This window comes from Aeromonas sp. QDB63 (genome assembly GCF_027707425.1).
Classification (GTDB): domain Bacteria; phylum Pseudomonadota; class Gammaproteobacteria; order Enterobacterales; family Aeromonadaceae; genus Aeromonas; species Aeromonas caviae.
On record NZ_JAPCIS010000031.1, the window covers coordinates 1 to 14,451 of the forward strand.

Below are 14,451 nucleotides of genomic sequence, written 5' to 3' on the forward strand. Positions count from 1 at the left end.
AGATCGGCTCAAACTGAAAAAATGAAATGACTGAGTCAGCCGAGAAGAATTTCCCCGCTTATTCGCACCTTCCCTAGGGAATATTGGCATGAAGGCGCCTCTTTTGGCACTGACTATTCTATATATCGCCTTCATATGAACCCAGTGGCGCGCCATGTGGCCTACATGGGGATTTAATGAGTCTTATATGGGCACAGTGAAATAGGTGGAGGCGGGGATCTGGAAATAGCCGCTATCTGATCCTCTGGTGTGAGAAATAAACGGCCAAGGGTGTGATGTTCTGGATGTGCGGCATGTGTGAACCCGTGACGACATTGCCGCTTAGGTATATTTTCTGTCCCGAAACAGGGCGTGTTTATTTTGCCTGCAAGGTGGAGAGTTTCTGGTTCAGGGACTCAATCTCTTTCTGATATCGGGTAGTGACCGACTGCATCTCTGCCGAGACATTGCGGGATCTTGCCTTGTTCTCCGTGATCTGGGTCATCTCGTTGTTCATCTTCTGCTTTTTGGCCTCGATCTCGGTGCGCAGCGCCTCGGCCTGGCGTTGTTTCTGGCCGTTCGCCAGGCTCTGCTCTATCTCCCGGGTCTGGTTGGCCGCCTGCTCCACTGCCTCGGGGGAGGGGGTATAGACATTGAGTGCCATGGGTTTGGCGTCGCTGCTACAGGGGATGTCGCTGAAGGTGATCCGCCCGTCGCGGGCGCATTGATAGACAGCCGCCTGGACAACGGGGACGTTGGCAAGCCCCAGGCAGGCGAGAGAGATGACCAGCATGCGTGACATAGACTCCTCCTTGAATCCTCTTCCTTGCACACTAGTACATGGCGCAAGGTCAGACAACGGCCCCGTTTCGGGAGCGACATTCCGGTCCTCACGTCGCTTTTCTCTGGTCCATGGCGGGGTAGATCCCCTGCGCAATGGGTGTGCCATGGCGGCATAAAGCGACGGATCCCAGCCTGTTTCCCCGCAGTTCAACACATCAGAGCACCATAACGGGCCGCAATGAGGTATCTTATGCCCCGATTTCATCCATCAAACGGATAAGAGACAACACATGATCATCAAACCCAAGGTTCGCGGCTTTATCTGCACCACCACCCACCCGGTCGGTTGTGAAGCCAATGTTCGTCGCCAGATCGCTTACACCCAAGCCAAGGGCGCCATCGAGAATGGCCCCAAGAAGGTGCTGGTGATCGGCGCTTCCACCGGCTATGGTCTGGCCTCCCGCATTGCCGCAGCCTTCGGCAGCGGAGCTGCTACCATCGGTGTCTTCTTCGAAAAGCCGAGCTCCGAGACCAAGACGGGCTCCGCCGGCTGGTACAACTCCGCCGCCTTCGACAAGGCCGCCAAAGAGGCCGGCCTCTACGCCAAGAGCATCAATGGCGATGCCTTCTCCCACGAGTGCCGTGCCAAGGTGATCGAGCTCATCAAGCAGGATCTGGGTCAGATTGATCTGGTGGTCTATTCCCTGGCCTCTCCGGTGCGCAAGCTGCCGGATACCGGCGAAGTGGTGCGCTCCGCCCTCAAACCCATCGGCGAGGTCTACACCTCCACCGCCATCGACACCAACAAGGATCAGATCATCACCGCCACCGTCGAGCCGGCGAATGAGGAAGAGATCCAGAGCACCATCACCGTCATGGGCGGCCAGGACTGGGAACTGTGGATGGCGGCTCTGCGCGATGCGGGTGTGCTGGCTGACGGTGCCAAGTCCGTGGCCTACTCCTACATCGGTACCGACCTGACCTGGCCCATCTACTGGCATGGTACTCTGGGCCGTGCCAAGGAAGATCTGGACCGCGCCGCCACCGCCATCCGTGGCGATCTGGCTGCCAAGGGGGGGACCGCCCACGTGGCCGTGCTCAAATCCGTGGTGACCCAGGCCTCCTCTGCCATTCCCGTGATGCCGCTCTACATCTCCATGGCCTTCAAGATCATGAAGGAGAAGGGCATTCACGAGGGCTGCATGGAGCAGGTAGACCGCATGATGCGCACCCGCCTGTACGGCGCCGACATGGCGCTGGACGAGCAGGCCCGCATCCGCATGGATGACTGGGAACTGCGTGAAGACGTGCAGCAGACCTGCCGTGATCTCTGGCCCTCCATCACCACCGAGAACCTCTCCGAGCTGACTGACTACACCGGCTACAAGCAGGAGTTCCTGCGCCTGTTCGGTTTCGGCCTGGACGAGGTGGACTACGATGCGGACGTGAATCCGGATGTGCAATTCGACGTGGTCGAGCTGTAAGTCGGTCGCCAGCACAGACAGGGCCCTGCGGGGCCCTGTTTTTTTGCAGCAGACTCAACCTGTTGCCTCAGGTTTATTATCCGCGATCACCTTTTTCCCCGAACAAACCCGCTAGGCTTGCGCTGTCCGGATCACAGACGGCACCGCCGAGGTACGAAAGTCATGACCACATCCCATGAGGCGCCTAAGAAGCGCCAGCTCCCCACGGTTTATACCCTGCTTTTCATCATCATCGCCCTGATGGCGGCCCTCACCTGGGTGCTGCCGGCGGGAAAATACAACTATGTGACGGCCAATACCCAGCAGCCGGTGGCTGCGGCGGCCGTGGCCGACTACAGCGGTGACGAGCGACTGCTGCCGGTACCCGGCAGTTACACCGAGCTCCCCTCCCAACCCCAGGGGGTATTCGATGTGCTCAAGGCGCCCATCCAGGGCTTTCACAAGGCGGCGGACGTAGCACTGTTCGTACTCATCATCGGCGGCTTTCTGGCGGTGACCATGCAGAGCGGGGCGCTGGATGCCGGGGTCGGGGCCATAGTGCGTACCTTCGCCGGGCGCGAGCGGCTGCTCATCCCTGTGCTGATCGCCCTGTTCGCCCTGGGTGGCTCCACCTTCGGCATGGCGGAGGAGACGGTGGCCTTCTGGGCACTGATCGTGCCGGTGATGATGGCGGCGGGCTTCGATCGCATGGTGGCGGCCGGGATCATCCTGCTCGGCTCCGGGGTCGGGGTGCTCGCCTCCACCGTCAATCCGTTTGCCACCGGCATCGCCTCCGGTTTCGCGGGTATCCCCATCGGTGAGGGGATAGGGCTACGGGTCATCCAGTGGCTGCTGCTGGTGATCTTCGCCTCCTGGTTCGTGATGCGCTACGCCAGGCAGGTGCAGCAGGACAAGTCCCGCTCCGTGCTGGCCGATATCGTTTATGACGACGAGTTCTCCCAGATGAAGAGCGGCAACCTCGCCTTCAGCGGCAAGCAGAAGCTCACCATGCTGGTCTTCTTCGGCACCTTCCTGCTGATGATCTATGCGGTGGTGCCCTGGTCGGATCTGGGCATTGATCTGTTGCCCACCCTGGGCTGGTGGTTCGACGAGCTCTCCACCCTCTTCTTCAGCGCCTCCATCCTGATTGCCCTCATCAACCGGATGCCGGAGTCCAACTACGTGGCGACCTTCCTGAACGGGGCGCGGGATCTCATCGGGGTGGCCCTGGTGGTGGCGGTGGCGCGCGGCATCTATGTGGTGATGGAGCACGGCGTCATCATCGACACCATACTGCATTGGGCCGAGGGGCTGGTGAGCGGACTGTCGTCGTCGGTCTTCATCCTGATGGCCTATCTGGTGCACATCATCCTGAGCTTCTTCATTCCCTCTACCTCGGGGCTCGCGACCGTCTCCATGCCGCTGATGGGACCGCTGGCGGACTTCTCCGGCATCTCCCGGGATCTGGTGATCACCGCCTATCAGTCCGCCTCCGGCTGGATCAACCTGTTTGCCCCCACCGCCGCCCACCTGGTGGCGGGGCTGGCGCTCGCCAGGATCCCCTACGATCGCTTCGTGCGCTGGGTGCTGCCCTTCATCATCGGGGTGGCCCTCATCACCATGGGGGTGCTGGTGGCCGGTGCCCTGCTGCACGGCTGATGGGACGTCACACGACAGACAATAAAAAGGCTCCCGAAGGAGCCTTTTTCATGAGCCTTGCTTACTGCTTGTAGCCCTTGAGGAAGCGGGCGAGGCGGCCGATGGCCTCCTCCAGCTCCTCTTCCCGGGGCAGGAACACCAGGCGGAAGTGATCCGGTGCGGGCCAGTTGAAGCCGGTTCCCTGCACCAGCAGGAGCTTCTCTTGCTGCAGCAGGTCGAACACCATCTTCTGGTCGTCGCGGATGTCGTACACCTTGGGGTCGAGGCGCGGGAACATGTAGAGCGCCCCCTTGGGCTTGACGCAGGAGACCCCGGGGATCTCGTTCAAAAGCTCCCAGGCCTTGTCGCGCTGGCGGCGCAGGCGACCGCCCGGCAGGATCAGCTCGTTGATGCTCTGGTAACCCCCGAGAGCTGTCTGGATGGCGTGCTGCATGGGCACGTTGGCACAGAGGCGCATGGAGGCCAGCATCTCCAGCCCTTCGATGTAGCCCTTGGCACGGCCCTTGGGCCCGGTGATGACCATCCAGCCCTGGCGGAAGCCACAGGCGCGGTAGGCCTTGGAGAGGCCGTTGAAGGTCACCACCATGACGTCGTCACACAGGGTGCAGACGCTGGTGTGGGAGATGTCGTCGTAGAGGATCTTGTCGTAGATCTCGTCGGCGAAGATGATGAGGTTGTGCTGGCGGGCGATCTCGATCACCTCCAGCAGGAACTCGCTGCCGTAGACGGCGCCGGTCGGGTTGTTCGGGTTGATCAGCACCAGGCCGCGGGTGCGCGGGGTAATGCGGGCGCGGATGTCGTCCAGATCCGGATACCAGTCGGCCCCTTCATCGCAGCGATAGTGCACCGCATGACCACCGGAGAGGGTCACGGCCGCAGTCCAGAGCGGATAGTCGGGGGAGGGGACCAGCATCTCGTCGCCGTTGTTGAGCAGCGCCTGCATCGCCATCACGATGAGCTCGCTGGCGCCGTTGCCGATGTAGATGTCGTCGATGTCGACCTTGCGCATCCCTTTTTGCTGGTAATACTGCATCACCGCCTTGCGGGCCGAGAAGAGCCCCTTGGAGTCGCAGTAGCCCTGGCTCTGGGGCATGTTGAGGATCACATCCTTGATGATCTCCTCCGGCGCTTCGAAGCCAAACGGGGCCGGGTTGCCGATGTTGAGCTTGATGATGCGGTGACCTTCGTCTTCGAGACGGCGAGCTTCCTTATGCACCGGGCCGCGGATGTCATAGCAGACATCGTCGAGCTTGTGCGACTTGTCGATAGTGAACATGGTGAGCGTGATTCCTTCCCCGTGGGGCGCGTTGGCAGAAAAGCGGTTTTTAGTATCAAATTTCTCTGCCCCTATTCTTCACAGAATTGAATGCTAGAACAATCTAATTTATGGAATAAATCCCTGATATTTACCCCTAAAACAGGGTTGCTGAGGTGTTAAATTCAGCAGGATCTTTTGCCTGTTTCGCGAGAAACCAGTGAAAGATGAGGGGTGATCCCATAATGCCACCGGAGTGTATTGAAATCTCCACACCATCTGGCACGATTGGCTGGGCCGAAAAACGTCGCCAGACCCTTTCGGCCAAGCCCGTTTCCCGTCGGACTGGTTCTCATCAACCCATGGAGGCACTGCCATGCAAGCACCCCAACCCGGTCGCTATCGTCACTTCAAGGGGGGCCACTACCGGGTGCTCACCCTGGCCCTGCATACCGAGACCGGGGAATCCCTGGTCGTCTATCAATCGGAGCAGGACGGTCAGGTCTATGCCCGTCCCGTCGCCATGTTCATGGAGTGGATTGAACACCAAGGGCAGGTGGTGAGCCGCTTTACGCCGGTGGCGTGAACCCGGCAGAACAAGACGAAAAAAGGCGCCAGAGGCGCCTTTTTTCATGGTGTGGGGCTTACAGACCCAGATTGGCTCTGGCATAGGCCTCAAAATCGGTGCAGCCGCCGATGTGCTGCTCATCCAGGAAGATCTGCGGCACAGTGGTGACCGGCTTGCCCGCCTTGGCGGCGAGATCGTCCTTGGTCAGCCCGGCCACGTTGATATCCACGTAGCGGAACTCGAAGTCATCGCGCTCCTCGGTCAGTTGCTCGGCAATCTGCTTGGCACGCACGCAATAGGGGCAACCGGGACGACCAAAAATCTCTACAAACATCTTTTCTCTCCATTAAACAAGCCGTTGAAGAAGGCCATTGAGATGAGGCGGGGCACAGCATAGCCGTGGCGCCCTGTCAGTCAAAGCTGAAAATAGCGATGCTTACGTTCGCCATCTCCGATTGCACCCACTGCTGATGACGGCGCCAGCGTCCCTGTTTCGCCCCAAGGCCGGGGAATCGGGCCGCCTTGCCGGCAAGGCAGCCCGTCTATCACTGCTCGACGATCTGGATGGGTTGTTGCTGGTAGATGCTTTCTAGCACGCCTTTTTCGAAGACGGTCCAGGGCCAGGGCGCCTTGCTGGCGCGGTAGCGCTCGTGGGTCGCCGGATCCTGGGAGAGACCGCGCTGGAACATCACGAAAGCCTTGCGCTGGCCACCGGCGGTGTCGATGAAACCGGCGAGGTTCGACGTACCTGTGATGGTACCGGTCTTGGCGTGTACCTTGTTCTTCATCATGGGGGCGGTGACGCTGCGTCGCCAGGCCAGGGTGCCGTCCACCTGGGAGCTTGGCAGCAGCTTGATGAAGTCGAGCTCGGCATCGTTCTTCTGGATGAAGTTAAGCACCGACAACATCTGGCGTGCGCTGATGAGATTGTGGGCGGAGAGGCCGGAGCCGTCGGCCAGGGTGGCGTTGCCAAGGTCAATGCCGTGCTTGGTCAGGATGGCGCGCACCGCCATGGTGCCGCTGCGATAGCTGCCCGGCTTGTTGTAGTAGTGACGCCCCACGGTTTTGAGGAAGGTATCGGCGTAGAGGTTGTCGGACTTTTTCAACATCTTGGCGAGCATCACCGGCAGGGAGACAGAGTAGTGGGTCGCCAGGGTCTGGGCACCGACAGGGGACTGATGGGTGACCCGCAGCAGGCCGTCGTGGCTGATCCCGGCGCGGTTCATGGCCCAGCGGATGTTGTCCCAGCCCCAGGCCTCCACGTCATGGATGGCAAAGCGCAGCCCTTGTGGCTCCTTGTTCGGGGTGATGCAGCCCTTGAGCTCGTAGAAGTTGCCCTTGGCCATGTCTACTTCCAGAGCGCAGAACTGACGCGCCATGTCGCCATAGCTCATCACCTCCACGTTGTCGGCGCCGATGCCGATGGGCACGCCGGTGGCCACGTTGCCCACCGCAGGCTTGCCAATCTGGGTGGCGGTGATGGTGCCGTAGGCGCAGTTCTTGTCGATGATGACCGAGGAGACGGGAGCGGCGAAGCAGAGGGTCTGATCCCCCCAGGACCAGCCGTTGCCACGCTCATAGCCGTTGTAGGCACCGGTGTTGACATAGACGTTGCCCTGAATGCGGGTGACGCCCAACTGTTTGAACAGGGCAACCAGATCCATGCGCGACAGGGTCGGGTCGCCGACGAAGTTGATCCAGATGTCGCCGTTGATGGTGGTGCCCTGTTTGGCGCCGGGCTGGGCCTGGATGTCGGTGGCGAAGCGGAAGTCGGCACCGAGTTCGAGGCGTGCAGCGAGCGCGGTGAGCACCTTCATGGTGGAGGCGGGGGCTATCATGTCATCGGCGTGACGGGCAAATTCTACCCCGTTGTTGCCCTGTACGATGACGGCGTACTGGCCCCCCTTGGGCGGGGTCAGCGGGGCGGCGTGGACCGCCAGAGAAAAGAGAGCACAAAAACCAATCAACAGCCGCTGCATAGGATCCTCTAACTGAACGAAAGGGCGGCATCAGAAACCGCCCCGATAATCAAACCGGGTGACTGCCGGGTATCGCCTGCCATGGGGTCAGGCCGGGGCGTTGGCAGTCCGGTAACGCCCCTCGTAATCGAATATTTTTTCCTTCACCTGCCAGAAGCGTCCCGACTTGCGGGCGATGACGAAATCCGGGTGACGGAACTGGTTTGCCGCGAGCATCACGCTCGCCAGGGTCGTGAATTCGGGCTCCAGGCCCGGGGCGGGCCAATGATGACGCACAAAGCGTTGTTGAAACAAGCGCTGTGCACCCCGGGAGTGAAAGGGGAAGTACTCTGTCAGGGTCAGGCCATCCTCGTCGTGGTAGGTCACCTCCAGCCGCTCCCCCTGCTTGCCGCGCCCGGCACTCAGGGTCAAACCGGCGCAGCGGATCACCATGCAGTCCTTGAGATTGAGGGCTTCCTTGAGCTTGTCGTCAGGGTCCACCAGCAGCTGGTCACAGCTTTGGCAGCGACGGGCGGCGATGTCGTTTTCAGCGCCGCAACCGGGGCAGATCTTGGCGCGAAAGCGGTAGTCGCACTCCTCGCGGTTGCCCTCGTCATCTTCAAACAGTCCCTGACAGCGGCGGCCATAGTGCTCGATCACCTTGCCATCCTCGTCGGTCTTGCCCCAGAAGGTGTTGGCAAAGCCGCAGGCGGGGCAGGGCACCTGAACCGGCTCGGTGCCGGCGTGGGGCCTGGGCTCCCCCACTTCGGGGGCAAACAGGTTGAAGTTGTTGCCTGCGTAGTCGAGCACCAGGCAATCGCTCTTGCCGGGTGAGAGGCGCAGGCCCCGTCCCACAATCTGCTGATAGAGCGACACCGATTCGGTGGGACGCAGCATCACGATAAGGTCGACGTGGGGGGCATCAAAACCGGTGGTGAGCACCGCTACGTTGACCAGAAACTTGAGCTCGCGCGCCTTGAAGGCACTGATTAGAGCGTCGCGCTCCGGTCCCGGCGTCTCGCCGGTGACGAGGGCGGCCTGCTGGCCTCTGGCACCGAGCAGGCCATGAATTTCCCGGGCATGCTCGACTGTGGCGGCGAAGATCATCACCCCCTGCCGGTCGGCCGCATACTCCAGCACCTGGCTCAGGATATGGGGGGTGACCCGCTCCTGGCGCTTGATCTCGCCGTTGAGCTGCGCCTCGCTGAACAGGCCGTTCTCCCGCGGCACCAGCTTGCTGAAGTCGTAGTGGACGATGGGGGCGTCCACCAGGCGCGGCGGGGTCAGGTAGCCGTTTTTCACCATGAAGCGCAGGGGCAGTTCGAACACGCAGTCACCAAAGAGCCGCTCGCCGTGGCTCTTGACCATGCCGTGGTAGTGGCGCCGGTAGATCCAGCCCAGCCCGAGTCGATAGGGGGTGGCGGTGAGACCGAGGATCTTGAGGGCCGGATTGGCGGCCTTGAGGTGGTCTATCACCTGATGGTACTGACTGTCGTCATCGAGCGAGACCCGGTGGCACTCGTCGATGATGAGCAGCGAAAAAGCCCCGTCGAAGGCATCCAGATTGCGCGCCACCGACTGCACCGAGCCAAACACCACCTGGGCGCTCGCCTCCTTGCGTGCGAGCCCGGCCGCAAAGATGTCGGCCCGGAGTCCCCAGGCTTCGTACTTGGCGTGGTTCTGCTCCACCAGCTCCTTGACGTGAGCCAGCACCAGCACCCGGCCACGGGCCTTGCGGGCCAGTTCGGCGATCACCAGGCTCTTCCCGGCCCCGGTGGGCAGCACCACCACGGCGGGATCCGGGTGTTTGCGAAAGTGGCTGATGACGGCGTTGACCGCGTCGGTCTGATAGGGTCTGAGAACGAACATGGGGAACGGCTGTGGTGCAAGGTGGCGCCATTATAGGGATCTTGCGGGGAAAATGCAGTGAGGGGGGCGTGCTGACAGGAAGCGGGCCGGCAAGATGCCGGCCCGTGCAGGTCAGGGACCTCAGTGGAAGGGGAACAGGTAGTTGAGCCAGCTACCCATGCGCATCAGGATCTTGCGCATGATGGCCACGTGGTGGAAGTGCTCGGTATAGATGGCGGCCTGACCGCTGGAACCCGCGATCACCTGGTAGTTTGCCCACTCGGGATCGGTGATCTCGAGCACGATGGGCAGGCGACCCGGTACCTGGGCCGAGGTCTGATCGATAAGACCCGCCTGTGCCTGGATATTGCCCGGTGCCATGGCCGGGATAACGGACTGCACCTTGGCCTTGAAGATGCGACCCGGAATGCCGTCGAGCACGACTTCGGCCTCGTCACCCGCCTTGAGCCGCTGCATGCTGTTCTGCCAGAACCAGCCGACATAGGCATTGGCATCTTCATGAATGAAGGTCATCACGGGGCGGAACATGAAGGGGGCGGCAATCATGCCCGGGCGCAATGCCAGTTGCACGACATGACCGTCACTCGGGGCGTAGACCACGGTCTGCTCCAGATCGTACTTGGCGATGTTGAGCTGGGCACTCAGGTCATTGAGGGTCGCTTTCTGCTGATCAATCTGGGCGACGATGTCATCCACGTTGGCCTGGGTGACGTCGAGGTCGCGCTGTTTGCCGATGCCCCGTCGCATCAGCTCCTGGGCGCGATCCCTGTCCAGGCTGGCGGAGCGCAGGCGGGCGTCCAGAGCCTTCAGAAAATCGGTGTTGGAGGCGAGGCGCGCCGTCAGGCTGGCGACCTTCTCCTGGAAGGGCTCAGCGTCGATGCGAAACAGCACATCCCCTTTCTTGACCGGTTGGTTGGGCTTGACCGGGACGTCGGTGACTCGTCCCTTGACCAGGGGCACGACCGGGGTGGAGACATAATAGTTGCGAGCCAGCTCGGAATAGGGGTGGTTGTAGTTCATCAGCATGATGAGTGTGCCGATGATGATGACGCCACCCAGCACGGCGGTCGGCACGGTCCACTTGTTGAGCGGGATCTTGAAGATCTTGAAAATACCTATGCAGAGGGCTGTATAGGTGAGAATAAGTAGCAGGTCCATGGGGCGTTACCTATTTGTCGGTCTGTTCGAGCGTGGTCATGCGAGCCTGCAGTGCTGCCAGCTCCTCTTTGAGTGCGCTGATCTCTGTTTCGTCATGTTGTAGGCGTTGCGAGAAGCCCCAGCCGCGATCGGGGCGATAAATCGTGGCCCAGATCCAGAGGAAGGGCCAGAGCACGTGCAGGGTGAACAGGCTGACCCAGCCTGCCACGTGAATGGCGTCCTGGTGGGGGTGATTACGGTGCTTGGCAATTTCATATGGAATATCGTGAATGACGATAATGCCATAGAACATGACCAAGACGACAAACACCAGGATCCCCAGGGCAATGTAGTCAAGTACCATCGATTTCTCCCGTCTGAGTCGCTAACAATGCTTCGATTGTCGAGTCGAGGCTTCGGCAATAATGACAGCATATGCCGTCGGTGCAAGTCTGCAATCGGAGAGTTGGTGTGGCGGTACAGGCATGGTTCATCGGTTGCTCATTTAACACACAAAATTGATTTGGTTAGATAAAATCAAACAGCAATGGATGCCCGGGCAAGGTGAGAGGTGAACCTGATGAACGAATGGTGCAGTGGCAAAGGATGGCGGCTTGGCCTGTTGCTGATCTGCCTGTTGTGGTCCCGCCTCGGCTGGACCGCCGAACCCAGAATGGAGCCCAATGAGCAGGAGCGGGCACAGACCCTGGTCCTGCTTCATGAACCCATCGTCATGCTGACGGCTAAATATGGCAACCTGGATGGGGCGGCCAGGGTACGGCTGGCCCATGAGCGAGTTCAGCGGATGGAGCCAAGCGACCTCATGACGCCTGTGGCCGTGACGAAAGGCAGCCGACACGGCCAGGAGAGCCGGGAGTTTCTGGTCAATGGCAAGCGCATTCTGGTGCTGCTGGAAGGGGACCTTGATGAATTCGACGAGCTGACCCTGGATCAGGCGGCCGAACGCGTCCTGCATCGGCTCGACGGCGTGCGCATCAAGTATCTCGAGCTGCACTCGACCCCCTATTTGCTCAGAGCCGTCGGCTTGGCGGTGGTGGTCAGCCTGATCTTCTTCGGTCTCATCTGGCTGTTGCAGCGGGGGCATCGGCGAGTCAGAAAGTGGCTGGCCAACCGCCTGTTGCTGCAGAAGGGGCTGGTCCCCCACTCCTGGCGCCAGGTCACCGGGAATGTCGAGGTCCGCTTGCTCGGCCTCATTACTCTGCTGCTCATCTTCATGCTCACCTATGGCTGGCTGACCTATGTGCTCGGCCTGCTCCCCCAGACCCGGGCCTGGAGCTATCAGCTTGGGGAATCCCTGTTTGCCCTGTGTGGCGACATGCTGGAGGGCATGATTGCCGCCATGCCCGGTCTGGTAACCGTGCTGCTTATCGTGGTCATCACCCGTTTCTTCATCAAGATGCTGGCCATCCTCTTCGACCGCATCGAGCGTGGCCAGTTTCGGGTGCAGGGTTTGCACGCCGAAACCATAGGCGCCACCCGGCGACTGCTGTCAGTGGTGATCTGGCTGTTTGCCCTGACCGTGGCCTACCCCTATCTGCCGGGGGCGGATTCCGATGCTTTCAAGGGGATCAGCGTCTTCTTCGGTCTGATGGTGACACTGGGATCGGCCGGTATCATGAACCATGCCATGAGCGGCCTGGTGCTCATTTACTCCCGCGCACTGCGGCCAGGGGATCTGGTGCAGATCGGCGAGGTGGAGGGGATGGTGAGCGAGCTCAATGCCCTCTCGACCAAGCTGGTGACGCGCCAGGATCACGAGGTCACACTGCCCAATGCAGTGGTGGTGGGGGGCAAGGTGGTGAACCTGACACGGCTGGCGGGCGAGAAGGGGGTGGCCCTGTTGACCAAGGTGACCATCGGTTATGACACCCCCTGGCGTCAGGTACATGCCATGCTGGAGCTGGCCGCGCGGCGCTGCACCCGGCTCAATCAGGATGAAGCTCCCCTGGTGCGGCAGTTGAATCTGCAGGATTGGTATGTGGAGTACGAGTTGCAGGTGAGGATGAAGGCAAGCGAACTCCCTGCGGTGGTCAAGACGGAGCTCCATGGCCATATTCAGGATGTCTTCAACGAGTTCGGGGTGCAGATCATGTCCCCCAACTTCATTGCCCAGCCGGAGCAGGCTGTGCTGGTGGCCAGGGAGCAGTGGTATCAGGCGCCGGCCCGGGCGCCCGATCCCGCCGAGCCCCCCGTCAGGGAGTGACCACAAAAAGCAGAGGCCCGGCAGCAATGCCGGGCCTCTTGTCATGAAGAGAAGCTGACGCCTCAGTTCTCCTTGGCCTCTCTCAGTTGGGAGGGCCTGAATTTCACCAGGAAGGCGAGGGTGATGAGGGCGGTGCTCACCAGACCGATGATGGTGGAAACATTCATCTCGAGGCCGAAACCGATGGGGGCGTTGGCCAGGTAGGTGATGACCACTGCGGTCATGAAGATGGCGGGAATGGTGCATACCCAGTGCAGCTTGCCTTCCTTGATGAGGTAGGCGGCCGCAGCCCACAGCATGATAACGGCGGTGGTCTGGTTGGCCCAGCCGAAGTAGCGCCAGATCACCCCGAACTCGGCCTTGGAGATGATGAAACCAAGGATGAACATGGGGATGGCGATGAGCAGACGCTTGGCCATGGGCTTCTGGGTCAGGTTCAGGAAGTCCGCCACGATGAGGCGGGCACTGCGAAACGCGGTGTCACCGGAGGTGATGGGCAGGATCACCACGCCGAGGATCGCCAGGATGCCGCCCACGGTACCGAGCAGGCTGGTGGAGACTTCGTGCACCACGGCAGAGGGGCCGCCGCTGGCCAGGGTGGCGTTGAGTGCCTCGGTGCTGTCGTAGAAGGAGAGACCCAGGGTGCACCAGATGAGGGCGATGATCCCTTCCCCTATCATGGCTCCGTAGAAGATGAAGCGACCGGAGCTCTCGTTCTGCATGCAGCGCGCCATCAGCGGGGACTGGGTGGCGTGGAAACCGGAGACGGCACCACAGGCGATGGTGATGAACAGCAGCGGCCAGAGCGGCAGGTCCGTCGGGTGCAGGTTGGAGAAGTCCATCCCGGTGTTGTAGAAGCCCTTGCCGGAGACGATGAGGCCGATGATGAGGCCGACCGACATGAACACCAGCAGCGCGCCGAAGATGGGGTAGAAGCGGCCGATGATCTTGTCGATGGGGACGATGGTCGCGAGGATGTAGTAGGCGAAGATGGCCGCAATCCAGTAGACCAGATCGGTGGAGGTGAGGTTGGCGAGCAGGCCCGCCGGGCTCAGGACGAAGACCACGCCCACCAGCATCAGGAGCACCACGGCAAAGAGGTTCATGAAGTGCTTGGCGGCGGTGCCCAGGTGCTCACCGACCACGGTCGGCACCGAGGAGCCCCTGGCGCGCACCGACAGCATGCCGGAGAAATAGTCGTGGACCGCACCGGCGAAGATGCAGCCGAACACGATCCAGAGCATGGCGACCGGACCATAGAGGGCACCCAGGATGGGGCCGAAGATGGGGCCGACGCCGGCGATGTTGAGCAGTTGAACCAGGTAGACCTTCTTGTCCGACATGGGGACATAGTCCACCCCGTCCGCCATGGTGATGGCGGGGGTCTTCAACTCGGGTTTGGGCCCGAATATCCGTTCGATGAATTTGCCGTATATGAAGTAGCCGGCTATCAACAAGCCGACACAGAGGAAGAACCAGATCATTGCTACGCTCCTGCTTTGTTATTTTTTGGTGTGCGCAGCCAGTGTAGGTGGGGACTTCTGTTAACGGCAGGT

Annotated in this window: 12 protein-coding genes; 4 read left to right on the top strand and 8 right to left on the bottom strand. The window is 61.0% G+C overall.

Translation table 11 applies throughout. The annotated features are described in order from the left end of the window. Positions 1-355: 355 nt before the first annotated feature. Positions 356-781 carry a DUF4124 domain-containing protein gene (locus PG879_RS16420; RefSeq protein WP_042017203.1) on the bottom strand — a complete coding sequence of 142 codons (426 nt, stop codon included), beginning with the start codon at positions 779-781 and terminating at the stop codon, positions 356-358. Positions 782-1,052: 271 nt separating this feature from the next. Between PG879_RS16420 and fabV the strand changes: the two genes are divergently transcribed. Together fabV and PG879_RS16430 are read left to right on the top strand one after the other, a co-directional pair. Further along, on the top strand, positions 1,053-2,246 hold the full coding sequence (gene fabV, locus PG879_RS16425) for an enoyl-ACP reductase FabV (RefSeq protein ID WP_041212832.1): 1,194 nt from the start codon (positions 1,053-1,055) through the stop codon (positions 2,244-2,246). Between the two features lie 162 nt (positions 2,247-2,408). Beyond that, positions 2,409-3,884: a YfcC family protein gene (locus tag PG879_RS16430; RefSeq protein ID WP_270830430.1), complete on the top strand. Its 1,476-nt coding sequence runs from the start codon at positions 2,409-2,411 to the stop codon at positions 3,882-3,884. A gap of 61 nt (positions 3,885-3,945) precedes the next feature. Here the strand turns inward: PG879_RS16430 and PG879_RS16435 are convergent, their stop codons facing one another. After that, positions 3,946-5,160, bottom strand: a complete 1,215-nt coding sequence (locus PG879_RS16435) for a pyridoxal phosphate-dependent aminotransferase (protein WP_005302243.1) — start codon at positions 5,158-5,160, stop codon at positions 3,946-3,948. 355 nt (positions 5,161-5,515) lie between these two features. Here PG879_RS16435 and PG879_RS16440 point away from each other — a divergent pair, with 355 nt between their 5' ends. Then, positions 5,516-5,725, top strand: a complete 210-nt coding sequence (locus PG879_RS16440) for a DUF1653 domain-containing protein (protein WP_209791671.1) — start codon at positions 5,516-5,518, stop codon at positions 5,723-5,725. 58 nt (positions 5,726-5,783) lie between these two features. Here the strand turns inward: PG879_RS16440 and PG879_RS16445 are convergent, their stop codons facing one another. From PG879_RS16445 to PG879_RS16465, 5 genes are all read right to left on the bottom strand, one after another. Beyond that, the gene (locus PG879_RS16445; RefSeq protein ID WP_010674029.1) at positions 5,784-6,041 is read right to left on the bottom strand and encodes a GrxA family glutaredoxin; all 258 of its coding nucleotides are present in this window, start codon (positions 6,039-6,041) and stop codon (positions 5,784-5,786) included. Positions 6,042-6,252: 211 nt separating this feature from the next. Then, the gene (gene dacB / locus PG879_RS16450; RefSeq protein ID WP_201972217.1) at positions 6,253-7,686 is read right to left on the bottom strand and encodes a D-alanyl-D-alanine carboxypeptidase/D-alanyl-D-alanine endopeptidase; all 1,434 of its coding nucleotides are present in this window, start codon (positions 7,684-7,686) and stop codon (positions 6,253-6,255) included. An 87-nt stretch (positions 7,687-7,773) separates the two neighbouring features. Continuing rightward, the gene (locus tag PG879_RS16455) at positions 7,774-9,534 is read right to left on the bottom strand and encodes a DEAD/DEAH box helicase (RefSeq protein WP_270830431.1); all 1,761 of its coding nucleotides are present in this window, start codon (positions 9,532-9,534) and stop codon (positions 7,774-7,776) included. A gap of 120 nt (positions 9,535-9,654) precedes the next feature. Then, on the bottom strand, positions 9,655-10,692 hold the full coding sequence (locus PG879_RS16460) for an HlyD family secretion protein (protein WP_039038992.1): 1,038 nt from the start codon (positions 10,690-10,692) through the stop codon (positions 9,655-9,657). Between the two features lie 10 nt (positions 10,693-10,702). Further along, on the bottom strand, positions 10,703-11,035 hold the full coding sequence (locus tag PG879_RS16465; protein ID WP_039038991.1) for a DUF3302 domain-containing protein: 333 nt from the start codon (positions 11,033-11,035) through the stop codon (positions 10,703-10,705). 216 nt (positions 11,036-11,251) lie between these two features. Between PG879_RS16465 and PG879_RS16470 the strand changes: the two genes are divergently transcribed. Beyond that, positions 11,252-12,895 carry a mechanosensitive ion channel family protein gene (locus PG879_RS16470; protein ID WP_270830433.1) on the top strand — a complete coding sequence of 548 codons (1,644 nt, stop codon included), beginning with the start codon at positions 11,252-11,254 and terminating at the stop codon, positions 12,893-12,895. A gap of 62 nt (positions 12,896-12,957) precedes the next feature. Here the strand turns inward: PG879_RS16470 and PG879_RS16475 are convergent, their stop codons facing one another. After that, complete coding sequence (locus tag PG879_RS16475) at positions 12,958-14,379, bottom strand: carbon starvation CstA family protein (protein ID WP_270830434.1); 1,422 nt, start codon at positions 14,377-14,379, stop codon at positions 12,958-12,960. Positions 14,380-14,451 lie beyond the last annotated feature (72 nt).